This is a genomic window from Egibacteraceae bacterium (assembly GCA_035540635.1).
Classification (GTDB): Bacteria; Actinomycetota; Nitriliruptoria; order Euzebyales; family Egibacteraceae; genus DATLGH01.
This window is the reverse complement of sequence record DATLGH010000021.1, coordinates 57069-71796: the sequence shown is the minus strand read 5'-3', so window position 1 is coordinate 71796 and position 14728 is coordinate 57069. Positions and strand designations below refer to the sequence as shown.

Sequence of the window (14728 nt, the reverse complement as noted above, 5' to 3'; positions counted from 1 at the left end):
CGTTCGCGCCGACACCTTCAGTATCTCAACGCTGAAGGAGCCCTTGGATGCCCCTGACCTCGTCGGCCGGGTCCCGCCCCGCCGCCCTCGCCGCCGCTCTTGTCGCCGCCGCCGTTGCGGTGGCGCTTTTGCCCGGGGCGCCCGCCTGGGCCGTAGACGGCCGCCCGCCGGTAGCCGGTGAGGTCCTGCCCGGCCGCTACATCGTCACCGTGCGTCCCGACGTGGCGCTGCGTGCCGTCGTGGACAGCGTGGGCGCCCGTGGCGGGCGGGCGGAGCGGTTCCACACGCGCGCCCTGCACGGGTTCACCGCCCGCATCGACGCCGCCACCGCCCGCGACCTCGCCGCCAACCCCCGGGTCGTGCGCGTCGAGGCCGACCGGTGGGTGCGCCTCGAGTCATCCACGCAGACTTCCCCGCCGTGGGGCCTCGACCGTGTCGACCAGCGGGCGCTGCCCCTTTCGGCCACCTACAGCTGGGTGAAGGACGGGGCGGGAGTGCGCGTCTACGTCGTGGACACCGGCGTCCGCTCGACGCACAGCGACTTCGGCGGCCGCGTGGCCGCGGGCTTCGACGCGCTCGGCGGCGCCACGACCGAGGACTGCAACGGACATGGCACCCACGTGGCCGGGACCGTCGCCGGCGCCCGCCACGGCGTGGCGAAGGAGGCGACCATCGTCCCCGTGCGGGTGCTTGGCTGCGACGGCTCCGGTCTGTTGTCGTCGGTCATCGCCGGCGTCGACTGGATCACCGCCAACCGCCCCGCCGGCCAGCCCGCGGTCGCGAACCTCAGCCTCGGCGGGGGCGCCAGCGCGACCCTCGACAGCGCGGTCGCCAACTCCATCGCGAGCGGGATCACCTACGTGGTCGCCGCGGGCAACAGCAACACCGACGCCTGCAACGCCTCGCCCGCGCGTGTGGGTCCGGCGCTCACCGTCGCCGCGACGACGTCCACCGACGCCCGGGCGACCTACTCGAGCTGGGGTTCCTGCCTCGACCTGTTCGCGCCCGGCTCCGGGATCGCCTCGGCCTACCACACGAGCGACACCGCGACGGCGACGATGAGCGGCACCTCCATGGCCGCACCCCACGTCGCCGGCGCCGCCGCCCTTCTGCTCGCCGCCTCGCCACAGGCCAGTCCCGCCCAGGTCGGCGAGACGCTGCTCGCCGCGACGACGACCGGGGTGGTGACGGATGGCGGCACCGGCTCGCCCAACCGCCTGCTGTTCACCGGCCCCACGACGACCGTCACCCGACCCGACGCCCCCAGCGGCGTGCGGGCCGTCGCCCAGCGCAGCGCCGCCGACGTCAGCTGGACCGCGCCCGCCGACGGCGGCGCGCCGATCACCCGCTACACGGTGCGCGCCCACCAGGCCCGCAACGGCGCGGTCGCCCGGACCGTCACGGTCGCCGGCACCGCGACGAGCGTGCGGGTGACAAGCCTGAAGGCCGGCACCGCCTACTACTTCACCGTCGCCGCCGAGAACAGCGCCGGCCTCGGCGCCTTCTCCGCCCCGAGCAACACCGTCACCCCGATGCGGTAGCCGCGAGGGCCCCGCGGTCCTGGGGACAGCGAGCCCGAGCTGTCGCAGCCTCCTGCGATCCTGACGGCATTGAACCGTCCGGCGTCAGGAGCCATCATGGACCACGATCGCAACCACGACGACGAGATCCGCGAGCTGCACGATGGCCTCGCCCGCCACCTGGGGGAGCGCACCGCGGCACTGCTGATGAAACGGGTGATGGCGATGGAGGGACGCGACTGGGTCACCTCCCGCGAGCTGTCCGAGCTCGGCGCCGCCGTCATGGCCCGCTTCGAGCAGGTCGACGCCCGCTTCGAGCAGGTCGACGCCCGCTTCGAGCGGGTCGAGGCCCGCATGGAGGAGGGCTTCGCCCGGATCGACGAGCGCATCGACGCGCGCCGGGAGTTCGACGACGCGCGCTTTGCGATGCTCGCCGGCCGTGTCGACAACGGCTTCGACCGCGTCCAGAGCGACCTGCGCGGCCAGCTGCTCGCCGCGGTCACCACGCAGACCCGGACGCTGCTGTTCGCACTCCTTGGCTCCTTCGCCGTCTACAGCGGCCTGACGCTGTCGCTGCTGCGCTGAGGCCGGGGCCATCCGCTAGCCCGCGTTGGCGCCTCCTTCGCGCAGTCCGCCCGGTTCGGCAAGCGCGCGCAGCCGGTCATCCCAGGCGATGGTCCGAACGGATTTCTTGCGTTTCGGCGTTTCGCCTGATCGACTTCGGGCAGGTAGGTGGCAGCCTTGCTACGGCCAGTGACGAGCCGGCGCGATCCCCCAGGACCAGCTGACGGGGCTTTCGCGTTGCCGTCAGCCGGCCTGGAACGGAGAAGCTCTTGATGATGGCAACTGCCCAGGACCGCATGGCGCTGCTGCGCTACCTCGCCGTCTTCGCCGCTGCAGCGATGATGCTCACCTTGCTGCCGCGGGTGGGCCCCGCGCATGGGCAGGACGCGCCGGAGGATCCCACCGACGCCTGCCCGATCAACGCACCTGCTGCGGCCTTCACCGACCGAGCGCGCATCCCTGACGCGCATCGGGCGAACGTCGACTGCGCCGCGCACTTCGAGATCGTCCGGGGCTTCCCCGACAACACCTATCGGCCCCGTCTGCAGGTACGTCGTGACCAGATGGCGACGTTCATCGCGGAGACGCTCGACGCGGCCGGTGTCGCCCTGCCGGCGGGCACCGCCAACACGTTCACCGACGTGCCCGCCACGAACGTGCACGCCAACAACATCAACCGTCTCGCGGCAGCCGGCATCGTCGAGGGCGGCCCGCTGGGTCTTCCGGGCAACCGGTACGGGGTGGAGCTGCGCACGAGGCGTGACCAGATGGCGACCTTCCTCATGCGCGCCGCCGGCTACGCGTTCGCCGACGACCCCGACGCGTTCGACTCGACCGTGCAGCAGTTCACCGACGTGCCGGTGGGCAACGTGCACTTCCAGAAGGTGAACGGCGCCGCGGTCGCCGGGCTCGCCGAGGGCATCGGTGGCGGGCTGTTCGCGCCCCGCCGGGAGACCCGACGCGACCAGATGGCCACTTTCGTCGTCCGCCTGCTGAACTTCCTCGTCGTGCCGGCCATCGTCGCGCTCGACGCGCCGCCGACCAGGGCCATAGCCCAGACGGCCACGGCGACCGCGACGGTGCTCAGCCAGCTCGGCCCGGCGGTCCAGGGGGTGGTGGTGACGTTCGTGGCCACCGGCACGGTGACGGTCATCCCGCCGGTGCCGCAGACGGCCACGACGAACGCCAACGGCCAGGCCTTCTTCGACTACACGAGCGTGGAGACCGGCACGGTGACGGTCACGGCCTCCGTCGGCGACCCCGGCGTCAACTTCGCCTTCGAAATCGCGCCGGAGAGCGTGCAGACGCAGTTCGTCGCGCCCGACATCGGCCTCCTCGGTGGCGTGGTCAGCCGCATAGCGGCCGTATTCAGCTAGCGCGAGCCACTGACGCTGCGATGAAGCCCCGGCACTTCGCCGGGGCTTCATCCTGCTGACGGCGGACACACGGGTAGAATCCATCCCCATGCAGTTCGTCGCCCGGACGCTGCGCTGGCAGCGTTGGCTCCTCGCAGGCCTGCTCGTCGCCGGGGCGCTGATCTTCAGCCGCGCCACCTACGACGTCTTCAACACGACGAAGGCGACGGTCATCACCCTCGGTGCCTTCGCCACCTTGGCTGTGGGCGTCGTGCGCGTCGCGCGCACGCGCCGTGCCGTCCTGCCCGTCACCCGTGTGTGGCTGGCGGTCGGCGCGTTCCTGCTCGCCGCACTCGTCGCGACGCTCGTGTCGCCCACCCCCCTGTGGTCCATGGTCGGGCACCCCGGTCGTCACACCGGCCTGGCCATGTACACGGTCTACGCCGTGCTCTTCGGCGTCGCGCTGCGCCTCTACCGCGACCACTCCCCGGCGCACCTCGCCAAGGCCCTGCTCGCCGCGGCGGTGCCCGTGAGCGTGTACGGCCTCGCCCAGGCGGCGGGGATCGAACCCTACGGCTGGAACCCCGTGGAGGGCGGCCCTCAGGTCTTCGCCACGTTCGGCAACGCGAACTTCTTCTCCGCCTGGCTGGGCATCGTCACCCCCCTGGCGGTGTGGGGAGCGCTCACCCACACCTGGGCCCCCGGGTGGCGGGCCGGCAGCGGACTGCTCGCGCTTCTGTCCGTCGGGGCCTGCTTTGCGTCGAACTCCCTGCAGGGCGTCGGGGCGGCGGTGCTCGGCAGCACGCTCGTCGCGACGGTGTGGCTGCTCACCACCGGCGGGAGGGTCGGCCGCCTTCGCGTGGCCGGCGGCGGGCTCGCCGCGGTCGGGCTGCTCGCCGTCGGCGTGGGCACCGGCGGCGGCCCGTTCGCCGCGGTGCGCCGGGGCGCGGCCGCGAGCCTCGCAAGCCGGGTGCCGAAGTGGGAGGTCGCCCTCGCGATGTTCCGCGACCGCCCGCTCACGGGGTTCGGCCTCGGGGACTACGCCGGCTGGTACCACACCTACCGGCCTGAGGCGGTCGCCGCCCGGGACGGACTCGCACGCGCCGTCGACGCCCCCCACAGCGTCCCGCTCGACATGCTCGCCAGCGGTGGCCTGCTCCTGTTCGTCACGTACCTCGCGTTCGTCGTGCTCACCGGCGTGGCGCTCGTGCGCGGACTGCGCCGCACGGGCGGGGAGGAGCGCCTGCTCTTCGCCGCGTTCGGCGGGGCCTGGGTGGCCTACCAGGCGCAGGCGCTCGTCTCCATCGACGTGCCGCCGCTCGCATCGCTGCACTGGGTCATCGCCGGGATCATCGTCGCGGTCGGGACCCGGCCGCCCTTGCGGGAATGGGTGCTGCCGGGCGCCCCGGCTCTGCCGGCGGCCCGGCCGGGCCGCAAGCGCAAGGCGCAGCCGAAGACCGTACCGCTCGCACCCGCCCCCCCGGCGGTGATCGGGGGGCTCGTCGTCGCGCTCCTCGCCGGAGCATGGGTGACGACGCTCCCCCTGCGCGCCGACGCGGCGGCGATGGACGGCGTGCGCCACAGCGCCACGGGCAGCACCCGCGGCGCCACGGACAGCTACCGCCGCGCCGCCGACCTCGCCCCCTGGGAGCCGCGGTACCCCTCCATGCTCGGGGGTGCCCTGAACGAGCTCGGCCTCGAGGAGCGGGCATACGAGGCCTACCAGGAGGCGGTCGACCGCGACCCGCGCGGCCTCACGAACGTGATGAACCTCGCCCGCGTCGCGGTGAGCATCGATCGCCACGAGGAGGCGGCCCACTGGTACGCCCGCGCCCTCGAGCTCGACCCCTCCACGCCCATCATCCTCGTCGAGGTGGGCCGGTACTGGTTGGCGCAGGGCGACGTCACCGACGCGAACGCGCTGCTCGAGCGGGCGGTGCACCTGCGCGGCGACCAGGCCGACTGGTGGGTCGCGCTCGGTGAGGCGCGCTCGGCCGACGGCGACGACGAGGGGGCGAAAGAGGCCTTCGAGCGTGCGCTCGAGCTCAACCCCGCTCACGAGGGGGCCGTGCAGGCGCTCGAACGCCTCGCCTGACGGCGCGGGGACCGGTCGACTTGTGGGAACGCCTGTGGGAGACTGCGGCCATCCATGAAGCGAGACGCCGGCTCCCGCACCGGCCGTCGGCCCGCGCCACCCGGCCAGCCCCGGCTGCTCACCCGCCTGCGCGCGGGCGGCTTCCGGCTGCTCATGGCCGCGGACGCTGCGGCGCTGCTCGTCGTGATGGTCGGCGTCAACCTCGTGCGCTTCGGCACGAGCTGGCCGACCTACCCGCTCAGCACCTACGCGTTGGGGTTCGTCGGCGCGACCGCCATCCATCTCGTCGTCTACTACTTCGGCGGGCTGTACGAGCCCGAGCAGCGCCTCGGCGTGCGGCCCGCCCTGCCGCGCGTGGCGATGCTCACCGCCCTCGCGGTCCTGCTCGTCGCCGCGGTGTGGCTCGCGGTCGGCCGCTACCCGGGCGGACGGGCCAACCTCGTCGCCCTGCTCGTGCTCGGCTCCCTCGCCCTGACGGGCAACCGCCACCTCGCGCGGAGCCTGCGCGTGCAGCGGGAGGGGCCACCACGGGTGCTGCTCGTCGGCCCGCCCGACGACGTGAACCTCGCGCGGAGCCACCTGCGCGACTACGACCGCACCACGATCGTCGTCGGCTACACCGGGAGCCGCGGTTCCCTGCTCGAGGCCGTCGAGGACACCGACGCGACCGACGTGCTGCTGCTCACCGGCCGCATGCTCGACGAGGTCTACCCCGAGCCGCTCACCACCCTCGCGCGCCGCGGCGTCGGGGTGCAGCAGCGGGTCGGTGCCCACGACACCCTGCTCGGCCTGCGGGGTGTGCGCGAGATCGCCGGCATGCCGTTCGTCGCCCTCGGCACCCACACCCTGCCGGTTTCCCGGGCCCGCTTCAAGCGGGTGCTGGAGCTCGTCGGGGTGGTGGCCGCCCTGCCCGTCACGCTGCCCGCGCTCGCCGCGCTCGCCGCGTACGTGCGGATCGTGGCGGGCCCCCCCGTGCTCTTCCGCCAGAACCGCGTCGGGCGCGAGGGGCGGGTGTTCGCGCTCGTGAAGCTGCGCACCATGTACCCCCACGCCGAGGACGGCCTCGGACCGGTGCTCGCCGGCGACCGCGACGTCCGCGTCGTGCCGGCCTGCCGGTGGCTGCGCGCCACCCGCCTCGACGAGCTGCCGCAGCTGTGGAACGTCCTGCGCGGCGAGATGTCGGTCGTCGGACCCCGCCCGGAGCGTCCCGAGCTCACCGCCCAGTACGAGCAGCTCATCCCCGGCTACTCGCGTCGCCATGAGATCCCTCCCGGCATCACCGGACTCGCCCAGATCCACGGTCGCTACCACACGGACCCGGAGTTCAAGCTCGGCCACGATCTGCAGTACCTCGTGAACTGGTCACCGGTGCTCGACCTGGAGATCCTCGCCCGCACCGTCTGGGTCGTGCTCACGCGCCGCGTGTGACGCCAGTGGGGCAGCCGTCGTTCTCCGTCGTCGTGCCGGCCTACCGCCGCCCCGGCGCGCTGGTCGCCTGCATGCGCGCCCTCGCGCTGCAGGACCACCGCGACCTCGAGGTGATCGTCGTCGACGACGGCAGTCCCGAGCCTCTCGCACCCGCCGCGCGTGCCGCTGCGGCGGGGCTCGCCCTCACCGTGCACCGCCAGGGCAACGCCGGTCCGGCCGCCGCCCGCAACGCCGGCGGGGCCCTCGCGTCCGGCGACTACCTCGCGTTCACCGACGACGACTGCCGGCCGCGGCCGGGGTGGGTGACGGCGCTCGCCGAGCGGGCGCGCGCCCACCCGGGTGCGCTGCTCGGCGGCGCGACGGTCAACGCCCTGCCGGTCAACCCCTACGCGACCGCGAGCCAGGCGCTCGTCAGCTACCTCTACCGGGCACCGACGGGCGCGGGCCGGTTCTTCGCGACCAACAACATCGCGGTCCCCCGCGACGCCTTCCGGGAGGCCGGCGGCTTCGACGCCTCCTACCCCGACGCCGCCGGCGAGGACCGGGAGTTCTGCCTGCGGTGGTCCGGGCAGGGCCGCGAGATGGTCTTTGTCGCCGACGCGGTCGTCGACCACGCGCACCACCTGGACCTGCGCGGGTTCGTCCGCCAGCACACCGCGTACGGCCGCGGGGCGGCGCGGTTCCACGGGCAGCGAGCCCCCGGACGCGGGCCGTTCACCCAGCTCGAGCCGGTCGGCTTCTACCTCGGCGTGCTCCGCGCGCCCTTCGCCGACCCCGACGTGCGGCACCCGGCGCCGGTGGCGGCCCTCCTCGCGTTGTCGCAGGCCGCCACCGCCGTCGGCTTCCTCGCTGAGCGGGCGCGCAGGCGGCGGGTCACGCCCGAGCGGTCCCGGCCAGCTGCCCGTTGACCACCCGCCGGATCCCGTCCGGCAGCGACGTGGGGTTCAGCGCGGCGAGATCCCGGCAGGCGCTGCGAAAGGCGAGTATCCGGGGCTGGCGCGCGGCCAGCGCGGAGTAGCCGACGATGAGCGCGACCCGGCGCTGCAGAACGTGGCTCAGCGTCGCCGTCACCGCCGCGATGGTGTGGGACTGGCCGCTGGCCACGAGGTCGACCCCGACGGACCCCGCTCGCCGGTCGAACGAGCACCACGCGTCCGCCAGCATCATGCCTGCCGCGTGGTCGACGTGGATGTAGTCGCGTTGGGTGTCGAGGGGCACGTAGATGGGCGTCGGGACCCGCTTCAGCGCGTTGCCTACGAGGTGGCCGACGAGACCCTTCGGTGCGTGCTGCCATGGCTGCGCACCGTAGAGGTTGGAGATGCGCGCCAGACGGGCGCGGAGGTGAGGGGACCCTCGGACCTCCTCGGCGACGGCCCGCTCCTGAGCGAGCTTCGCGCGGCCGTAGTCGTGCCAGGGGGCCGGGGGAGAGCCCTCACTGAGGGTGGCGACCCGCGAGCCCGACCAGACGGCGCCGGCCGAGCTCGCGAAGGAGAACACCGTCGGGATCGCGTGCCCGTCGGCGAGCGCGCGCACCGCGTGCACCGTGCGCCGCAACAGGTCGGTTTCGACGTCGAGACCGTGCTCGTCGGCGCCGACGCCACCGATGCCCGCACACCAGACGACGGTCCACCTCGGGGGTGGGCCGGCGCTGAGGGCCCCACGACTTCCCTCGGCGATGGCGGCCGCGGCCAAGCGGGGAGCACGCCAGTCGAGCCCGGTGAAGCGCACGAGACCGGCCCCCCGCCGGGCCGCGGCTTCGGAGAGGGCACGGCCGAGGAGCCCTCCTGCCCCCACCACCGAGACCAGCGTCATCGCGGCGGCGAGCTGCGCGCGCTCCTCGGCGGTTGGCCGACGATGAGGTAGGGGGGACGTCCGCTCACCATCCCGAGCGCCGCGCTGAGGTACTCCGCCATGACCCCCAGCACGAACAGCACGAGGCCGAAGAAGCCGATCATCACCACCATGACGGAAGCCCAGCCGGGGACGACGAGGGCACCCGACAGGCGAGCGACCGCGACGTAGAGGGCGCCGGCGAACCCGAGCAGGGTCGCGACGAGGCCAAGGCCGGCGGCGATCCGCAGCGGCCGGGCGCCGGCGGTGACGGTGAGGCGGCGGAAGTGGGTCAGGAGGCTGTGCAGGCGGTAGCCCGAGGTGTCCTCCCGCAGCTCCGCGCGGAAAGCGTGCTCGACGGTGCCGCTCGACGAGAAGACCCACAGGGCCGCGACGTCGAAGAACACGCCGTGCCCGCAATAGGCGGCGAGGGCGCGGGCGATGCGCCCGTCCATCATCCGGAAGCTCGAGAACCGCGATGCCCCCGGCACGCCGAGCAGGCGCTCGGCGACCCGCTTCGCCGCCGCGCTCGTGGCTGCGCGCCACCGGCTGTGCGGCGTCGAGGGCGACAGCGCGTAGACGAGGTCGCGGCCCTCCACGCGTGCGGTCTCCACCATGGCGGTCATCGCCGCTGGGTCGTGCATCCCGTCCTCGTCCATGGTGGCGACCCAGTCCGCGGTCGTGCTCGCGCAGCCCGCGAACGTCGCCGCATGCTGACCGAAGTTGCGCGACAGCCACACGGGGCGTACGAGCGCCGAGGCCTGCTCCAGCTCGAGGATCACCCGCGCGGACTCGTCGACGGCTCCGTCGTGCACGAGCACGATCTCGGTCAGCTCGAGCTGGCGGTCTCCGAGCGTGGCGGACAGTGCGATGATCTCCTCCACCACCGCCGGGAGGGAGGACGCGCCCTTGTACACCGGAATGACGACGGCCAGGGTCTCGCAGTCTTGCATCACACGTCGCCTTGGTTTCGTGCGTCGCGACGTCTCGGTCGCCATGACGATCACGGCAGCGGGAGCCGGCGCAACGTCGCCTCGCGGAGTGCTGCGTTCGAGCAGGCGTCACTCTAGCCAACGTCCGACATCGGAACGATGCGTCAGGACGTGACCACAGACCGTCCCCGCGTCGTCGTCGTGGTGCCGTGCCGCAACGAGCGCGCCACCGTCGCGCGCTGCGTCGCGTCGCTGCTAGCCCAGGAGCCGGCACCCGACCAGGTGATCGTGGTGGACGGCGGTTCGACCGACGGCAGCGCCGAGCTCGCGCGCGCCGCGGGCGCCGAGGTGGTCCACCATGCCGGCGGGACGATCGCCGCCCGCCGCAATGCCGGCGTCCGCGCCGCCGGCGACGCCGAGGTGGTCGGGTTCCTCGACGCCGACTGCGAGGCCCACCCCGGCTGGCTCGCGGCCGGTCTCGCGGCGCTGCGCGACGCCGACGCGGTCGGCAACCGCCTGCGCGCGCCCGACGGCGCGCCATGGGTGGCGCGCCGCTGGTCGGCGCTCGAGTCGCGGCTGGCGAGGACCGATTCGCCCCTGTGGTCGGCAAACCTCATGGTCCTCCGTGAGCCGTTCGACACCGTCGGCGGCTTCACGGAGAGCCGGCGCACCGCCGAGGACGTCGACCTCAGCCACAAGCTGCGGGCGGCGGGCGCGCGGCTGGCGCGGGCGCCCGGCATGGGCGCCACCCACCACGGCTTCCCCGGCACCCTTGCGGCCTTCGTGCGCCGCGAGCGCTGGCACGCCTCCACGCCGGGCTGGTGGGCGGCGACGTCGCCGCGTGGCCGGGCGCTCGTCGCGACCGCAGGCGCCTGGCTCGTCGTCGGTGCCGCCGCCGGGGGGTCCGCCGCGCGCCGGTGCTCCCTGCGACCGGCCGCCGCCTGGCTGGCCGCCAGCGGGGCCGGCGTCGTCGCTCTCGGCGCCGCCGCCAAGGGTGGGCGTCACGCCCCGGCCGACGGCGCGGTGCTGTCGGCGTGGGCGCTGGCCCGGCTGACCCGCCTGGCAACGGGGCTGCACCGTCCGTGACCGCCTTCGGCGACGTCCTGCGCCAGGCCACGAAGCTGGCCCTCGGCAGGGGCCTCGCCGCTGCCCTCGCCATCCCGCGACTCGTGCTCGTCGCGCAGCTGTTCGGCGCGGCGGCCTTCGGTCGCTACAGCCTGCTCTCCGCCTACGGCATGGTCGGTGTGGTCCTCGTCGAGGTCGGCTTGAAGACCGCCGCTCCCCGTCGCGCAGCCCGGGACCCCGCGCAGGCCGACGCGCTTACGGCCCAGCTCGTGGTCGTGCAGGGGGTCATAGCCCTCGTGCTCGCCGGCCTGCCCGCCGCGGTGGGCGTCGCCCGGCCGGCGGAGGCGGCGTTCCTCCTCGCATTCTTTCTCGGGCCCGCCGCGACGTCGGCTGGCGTCGTCCGCCGCGGCCTGGGGGACTCGGGCCTGGAGTCGCGCGTCGAGGGCATGCTCGCCGTCGCCCGCCTCGCCCCGGTGCTCCTCGCCCTCGTCGCGCCCCTCGACTTCGACGCGGTGCTCTGGGGCACGCTCGCCGCCGTCTGCGCGGTCCTGCCGTTCGCCCGGCTGCGGGTCCGGGCGCGGGGCGCCCACACGGCGTGGCGAGGTCTGCTCGGGGAGGGGCTGACGCTGCTCCTGGCCGCAGCGGCGAGCCAGCTGTTCGCCCGCGTCGACGTCATCATCCTCGGTTGGTTCACCGGGGACCTCGAGGTCGCGCACTACAGCGCGGCCGCCCTCGCGTTGCAGGCCCTCGGCCTTGGCACGGCCGCCCTGGCCGCCGCGGCGATCCCGTGGCTGGCCGCCGTTCGCGAGGAGTCCGGTGACGCGGCCATGTTCGCGGTCGCCGCACGGCGTTGCGTCGTGGTGGTCGGGGCCACCGCCGCCGCTGCCGCCGTAGCCGCCGTTGCGGGGCTCGCCCTCCTGCCGGGGCTGGTCGGTGTCGACGTCGCCGCCGGCGTGATGTGGCCCGTCGCGCTCTCGGCGGCTCCGGCGGCCGGCTCCTACTGGCTGTTCACCGCGCTGGCCACCGCCGAACGCAGCCGGGCGTTCACCTCGGCGGTCGCGGTGACCCTCGGGGCGAACGTCCTGCTCGACGTCCTCGTCATCCCCCGGTACGCCTCGGCCGGCGCGGCGACAGCCACGCTCGTGTCCGAGGCGGCGCTGTTCGCCCTCACCCTGCGGGCCGTGCGGGCGCGGCAGGCCATCGACCAACCACGGGGCACCCCGTGAACGCCCGGGTGTCAGCCGTCGTCGTGACCTACCGCTCGGAGGCGCGCCTGCCGGCGCTGCTGCCGCCCCTGCGCGAGGCGGTCGACGAGGTCGTCGTCGTCGACAACGCCTCCGACGACGACTCGGTCGCGGTCGCGTGGCGGCTCGTCCCCGACGCCATCGTCATCCGCCGCGACCGCAACGACGGATTCGCCGCCGGTGTCAACGCCGGGGCGGCGGCCTCCACGGGCGACCTCGTCCTGCTCGTCAACCCCGACGTCGTGCTCACCCCGCCCGCCGTCGACGCGTTGGTCGCCGCCGCGGCGCGCCATCCCGGCGACATCGTCGGACCGATCGTGCGCTACCCCGACGGCCGCCTGCAACCGAGCCGCCACGGGCTGCCGACGGTGTGGAACCTGCTCGGTGAGCAGGCCCTCGTGCCGGAGTCCACCCCCGTCGGTCGCTGGCCGGCACGGCTGTGGCCCCGCTGGCGGTCCTACGACCGGGAGGAGCACGGCCCGATCCTCAGCGGCTGCTCCCTCCTCGTTCCCCGGGCCACCCTCCAGTCGGTGGGACCCTTCGACGAGGGCTACTTCCTGTACTGGGAGGAGGTCGACTGGCAGCTGCGTGCCCGTCTGGCCGGGCACCGCTCGTGGCTCGTGCCCGCCGCCGAGGTCACCCACGACCGCGGGCGCTCCGCCGGCCCTTCCGACCCGCGCCTCGTCGAGGTGTTCCACCGCTCCACGCGCCGCTTCCTCCGGCGCTGGCTGCCCGTGCCCGCGCGCTCGGCCGTGCTGGCGATCCTCGGCGGGGGGCAGCTCGCGCGACTCGTCGCCTGGTCCCTGCCGCCGTTCAGTGACAGGGAGGGCGCTCGGCTGCGGCGGGACCAGCACCGCCGGGCGCTGCGGGTGCTGTGGGCCTTGCCGCGGCGGCCGGCGGGACGGCTATAGTCACCCGATGCCCGCTCGCGCCGATGCGGCCGGCACCGCGTCCCGCGCCGCACCCCGCGAGCGCCCCGAGCGCCGGATCTCCGGGGGCCTGGCCGTGGCCGGCGTCGTCCTCGCCGCCGTGGGCGTGCCGCTGGCCCTCACGCTCGCCACCGGCGCCGACGCCGTGCCCCGCAACGACGCCTGGGCGTTCGCCCGGGCGGCGCTCACCCTGGCCCGCACCGGCGAGCTGGAGCTGACCGGCTGGGGTCCGATGACGCTCGTCGGCCACCTGCTCTACGCGCAGCCGTGGCTGGCGCTGCTCGGTCCCAGCCTGCGCACGCTGACGTTCGCCCAGGCGGCTGCCGGCGCGGCCGGGCTGGTCGGTGTCCACCTGCTGGCCCGCCGGCTGCTCGCCCCGCCCTCAGCGCTCGTGGTGACCGCCCTCGTCGCCGTGCTTCCCGGCTACGCCCTGTACGCGACGGGCTTCATGACCGACACGACCGCCTTCGCCGCCCAGGTGGCCTGCCTGCTGTGGGGGGTGACGGCGCTGGAGCGCCCCCCGCGGACCCGCGGGGTGTGGCTCGTCGCCGCGCTGACCGTGGGGGTGTACGGGTTCAGCATCCGCGAGTTCGCGCTCGCGGCCCCCCTGGCGGTGCTCCTCGCCCACGGGGTGCATGCCGCCCGGGCGGCCGAACGCCGGCGGCTGCGGGGGCTGGCGGCCCTCGGTGCGCTCGTCGTGGCGGCGGCGGTCGCGATCCTGTGGTGGCGCGCGGGCCTCGGCGGCCGGCCCGACGTGCCCGTCGGGCTTTCCCCGCTGCGGGTCGCCGCCTTCGGCGTCGCCGGCTACTTCACGCTCGCGTTCACGCTCATCCCGGCGCTGTGCCTGGCGGACTGGCGCGAGGTGCGGGACAGGCTCCGGGGTGGACGCCGCGTCGTGGCGGGTGCGGCCGTCGCCGCCGTGCTCGTCGCCGGCCTCGCAGCTGTGCTCGTCGACCTGGCACGCGCGTCGCCCACCGTGCTGCTCGCCGGCAACGCGCTCACCCCGTTCGGGTCCATGGAGCACGGCGTCCTGCTCGGCAACCGGGGTGTGCTGTTCCCGCCGCCGGTGTGGGCCGCTGTCGTGATCGCCGCCATGCTGGCCGGTGCGGCGCTCACCCTGTGGCTCGCCGCCGGGGTGGCCGGGGCCGCCTCGAGGCCGCTGTCCCCTCCCGCACCGGCGGCCGTCGCGCTCGCGGGCTTCGCGCTGCTGTCGGTGGGGGCCCTCGGGGCGTACGCGCTGATTGGCGGGTTCCCCTTCGACCGCTACCTGTGGGGTCCGGCCCTGGCGCTCGCCGTGCTCCTCGTGGCGCGCGGTCCGGGAAGGCGGACGCGTCGGCGCGCCGCCGCGTCGGCGCTCGTCGCGCTCGGCGTCCTCGCCTTTGCCACGGTGGTGGAGGAGCTCACCTTCGACGTGGCGCGCTGGCGGGCGGGAGAGGCGGCGGTTCGGCACGGCATCCCCGCGGAGCAGGTGGACGCGGGGTTCGAATGGGTCGGCTGGCACTATCCCGGCAGGGTTCTCGAGCCCGGCGTGCCGCCCGCGTGGCTGCCCCCGGCCGGGCCCTACATGCCCGCCTTCCCCCGGGCCGGCAGCTGTGGCGTCGTGTCGGCGTCCGCCCGCGCCGAGCCCTGGCTGCAGCAGCTGGAGCGGCGTCCGCACCGCGCCTTCATCGTCGCCGGTGACCGTGAGCTGTGGGTGTACCGCAACCCGCGGGCCTGCGGGGCACGTTCGCCTTGACCGGGGGCGCCGCGACGGCGCGGCTCCACCA

General features: G+C 74.8%; 12 protein-coding genes. 10 read left to right on the top strand and 2 right to left on the bottom strand.

Annotated features, from left to right (window positions below):
- Window positions 1–47: 47 nt before the first annotated feature.
- The 6 genes from VM324_04130 (at window position 48) to VM324_04105 (ending at window position 7870) form a co-directional block, all read left to right on the top strand.
- On the top strand, window positions 48–1541 hold the full coding sequence (locus VM324_04130) for a S8 family serine peptidase (protein ID HVL98461.1): 1494 nt from the start codon (window positions 48–50) through the stop codon (window positions 1539–1541).
- 96 nt (window positions 1542–1637) lie between these two features.
- A complete protein-coding gene (locus VM324_04125; protein HVL98460.1) occupies window positions 1638–2105 on the top strand; it encodes a hypothetical protein in 468 nt (155 codons plus the stop codon).
- Between the two features lie 251 nt (window positions 2106–2356).
- Window positions 2357–3460: an S-layer homology domain-containing protein gene (locus VM324_04120; protein ID HVL98459.1), complete on the top strand. Its 1104-nt coding sequence runs from the start codon at window positions 2357–2359 to the stop codon at window positions 3458–3460.
- Between the two features lie 88 nt (window positions 3461–3548).
- Window positions 3549–5534: an O-antigen ligase family protein gene (locus VM324_04115; GenBank protein ID HVL98458.1), complete on the top strand. Its 1986-nt coding sequence runs from the start codon at window positions 3549–3551 to the stop codon at window positions 5532–5534.
- Window positions 5535–5588: 54 nt separating this feature from the next.
- Window positions 5589–6962 carry an exopolysaccharide biosynthesis polyprenyl glycosylphosphotransferase gene (locus tag VM324_04110; protein HVL98457.1) on the top strand — a complete coding sequence of 458 codons (1374 nt, stop codon included), beginning with the start codon at window positions 5589–5591 and terminating at the stop codon, window positions 6960–6962.
- Window positions 6959–7870, top strand: a complete 912-nt coding sequence (locus VM324_04105; protein ID HVL98456.1) for a glycosyltransferase — start codon at window positions 6959–6961, stop codon at window positions 7868–7870. Before VM324_04110 ends, VM324_04105 begins: the two co-directional genes overlap by 4 nt.
- Here VM324_04105 and VM324_04100 read toward each other — a convergent pair.
- Both VM324_04100 and VM324_04095 read right to left on the bottom strand, forming a co-directional pair.
- On the bottom strand, window positions 7836–8774 hold the full coding sequence (locus VM324_04100; protein HVL98455.1) for an NAD(P)-dependent oxidoreductase: 939 nt from the start codon (window positions 8772–8774) through the stop codon (window positions 7836–7838). The genes VM324_04105 and VM324_04100 overlap by 35 nt on opposite strands.
- Window positions 8771–9745 carry a glycosyltransferase gene (locus VM324_04095; GenBank protein ID HVL98454.1) on the bottom strand — a complete coding sequence of 325 codons (975 nt, stop codon included), beginning with the start codon at window positions 9743–9745 and terminating at the stop codon, window positions 8771–8773. The genes VM324_04100 and VM324_04095 overlap by 4 nt, the downstream gene beginning before the upstream one ends.
- Before the next feature lie 150 nt (window positions 9746–9895).
- Between VM324_04095 and VM324_04090 the strand changes: the two genes are divergently transcribed.
- Genes VM324_04090 through VM324_04075 form a run of 4 tightly spaced genes read left to right on the top strand, consistent with a single transcriptional unit; the run spans window position 9896 to window position 14697 of the window.
- Window positions 9896–10810 (top strand): glycosyltransferase family A protein, encoded by a 915-nt coding sequence (locus tag VM324_04090; GenBank protein HVL98453.1) that lies wholly within the window; start codon window positions 9896–9898, stop codon window positions 10808–10810.
- The gene (locus tag VM324_04085; GenBank protein HVL98452.1) at window positions 10807–12015 is read left to right on the top strand and encodes an oligosaccharide flippase family protein; all 1209 of its coding nucleotides are present in this window, start codon (window positions 10807–10809) and stop codon (window positions 12013–12015) included. Before VM324_04090 ends, VM324_04085 begins: the two co-directional genes overlap by 4 nt.
- On the top strand, window positions 12012–12944 hold the full coding sequence (locus VM324_04080; GenBank protein ID HVL98451.1) for a glycosyltransferase family 2 protein: 933 nt from the start codon (window positions 12012–12014) through the stop codon (window positions 12942–12944). Before VM324_04085 ends, VM324_04080 begins: the two co-directional genes overlap by 4 nt.
- Window positions 12945–12951: 7 nt before the next feature.
- Window positions 12952–14697, top strand: a complete 1746-nt coding sequence (locus VM324_04075) for a glycosyltransferase family 39 protein (protein ID HVL98450.1) — start codon at window positions 12952–12954, stop codon at window positions 14695–14697.
- The last annotated feature ends 31 nt before the right edge of the window (window positions 14698–14728 follow it).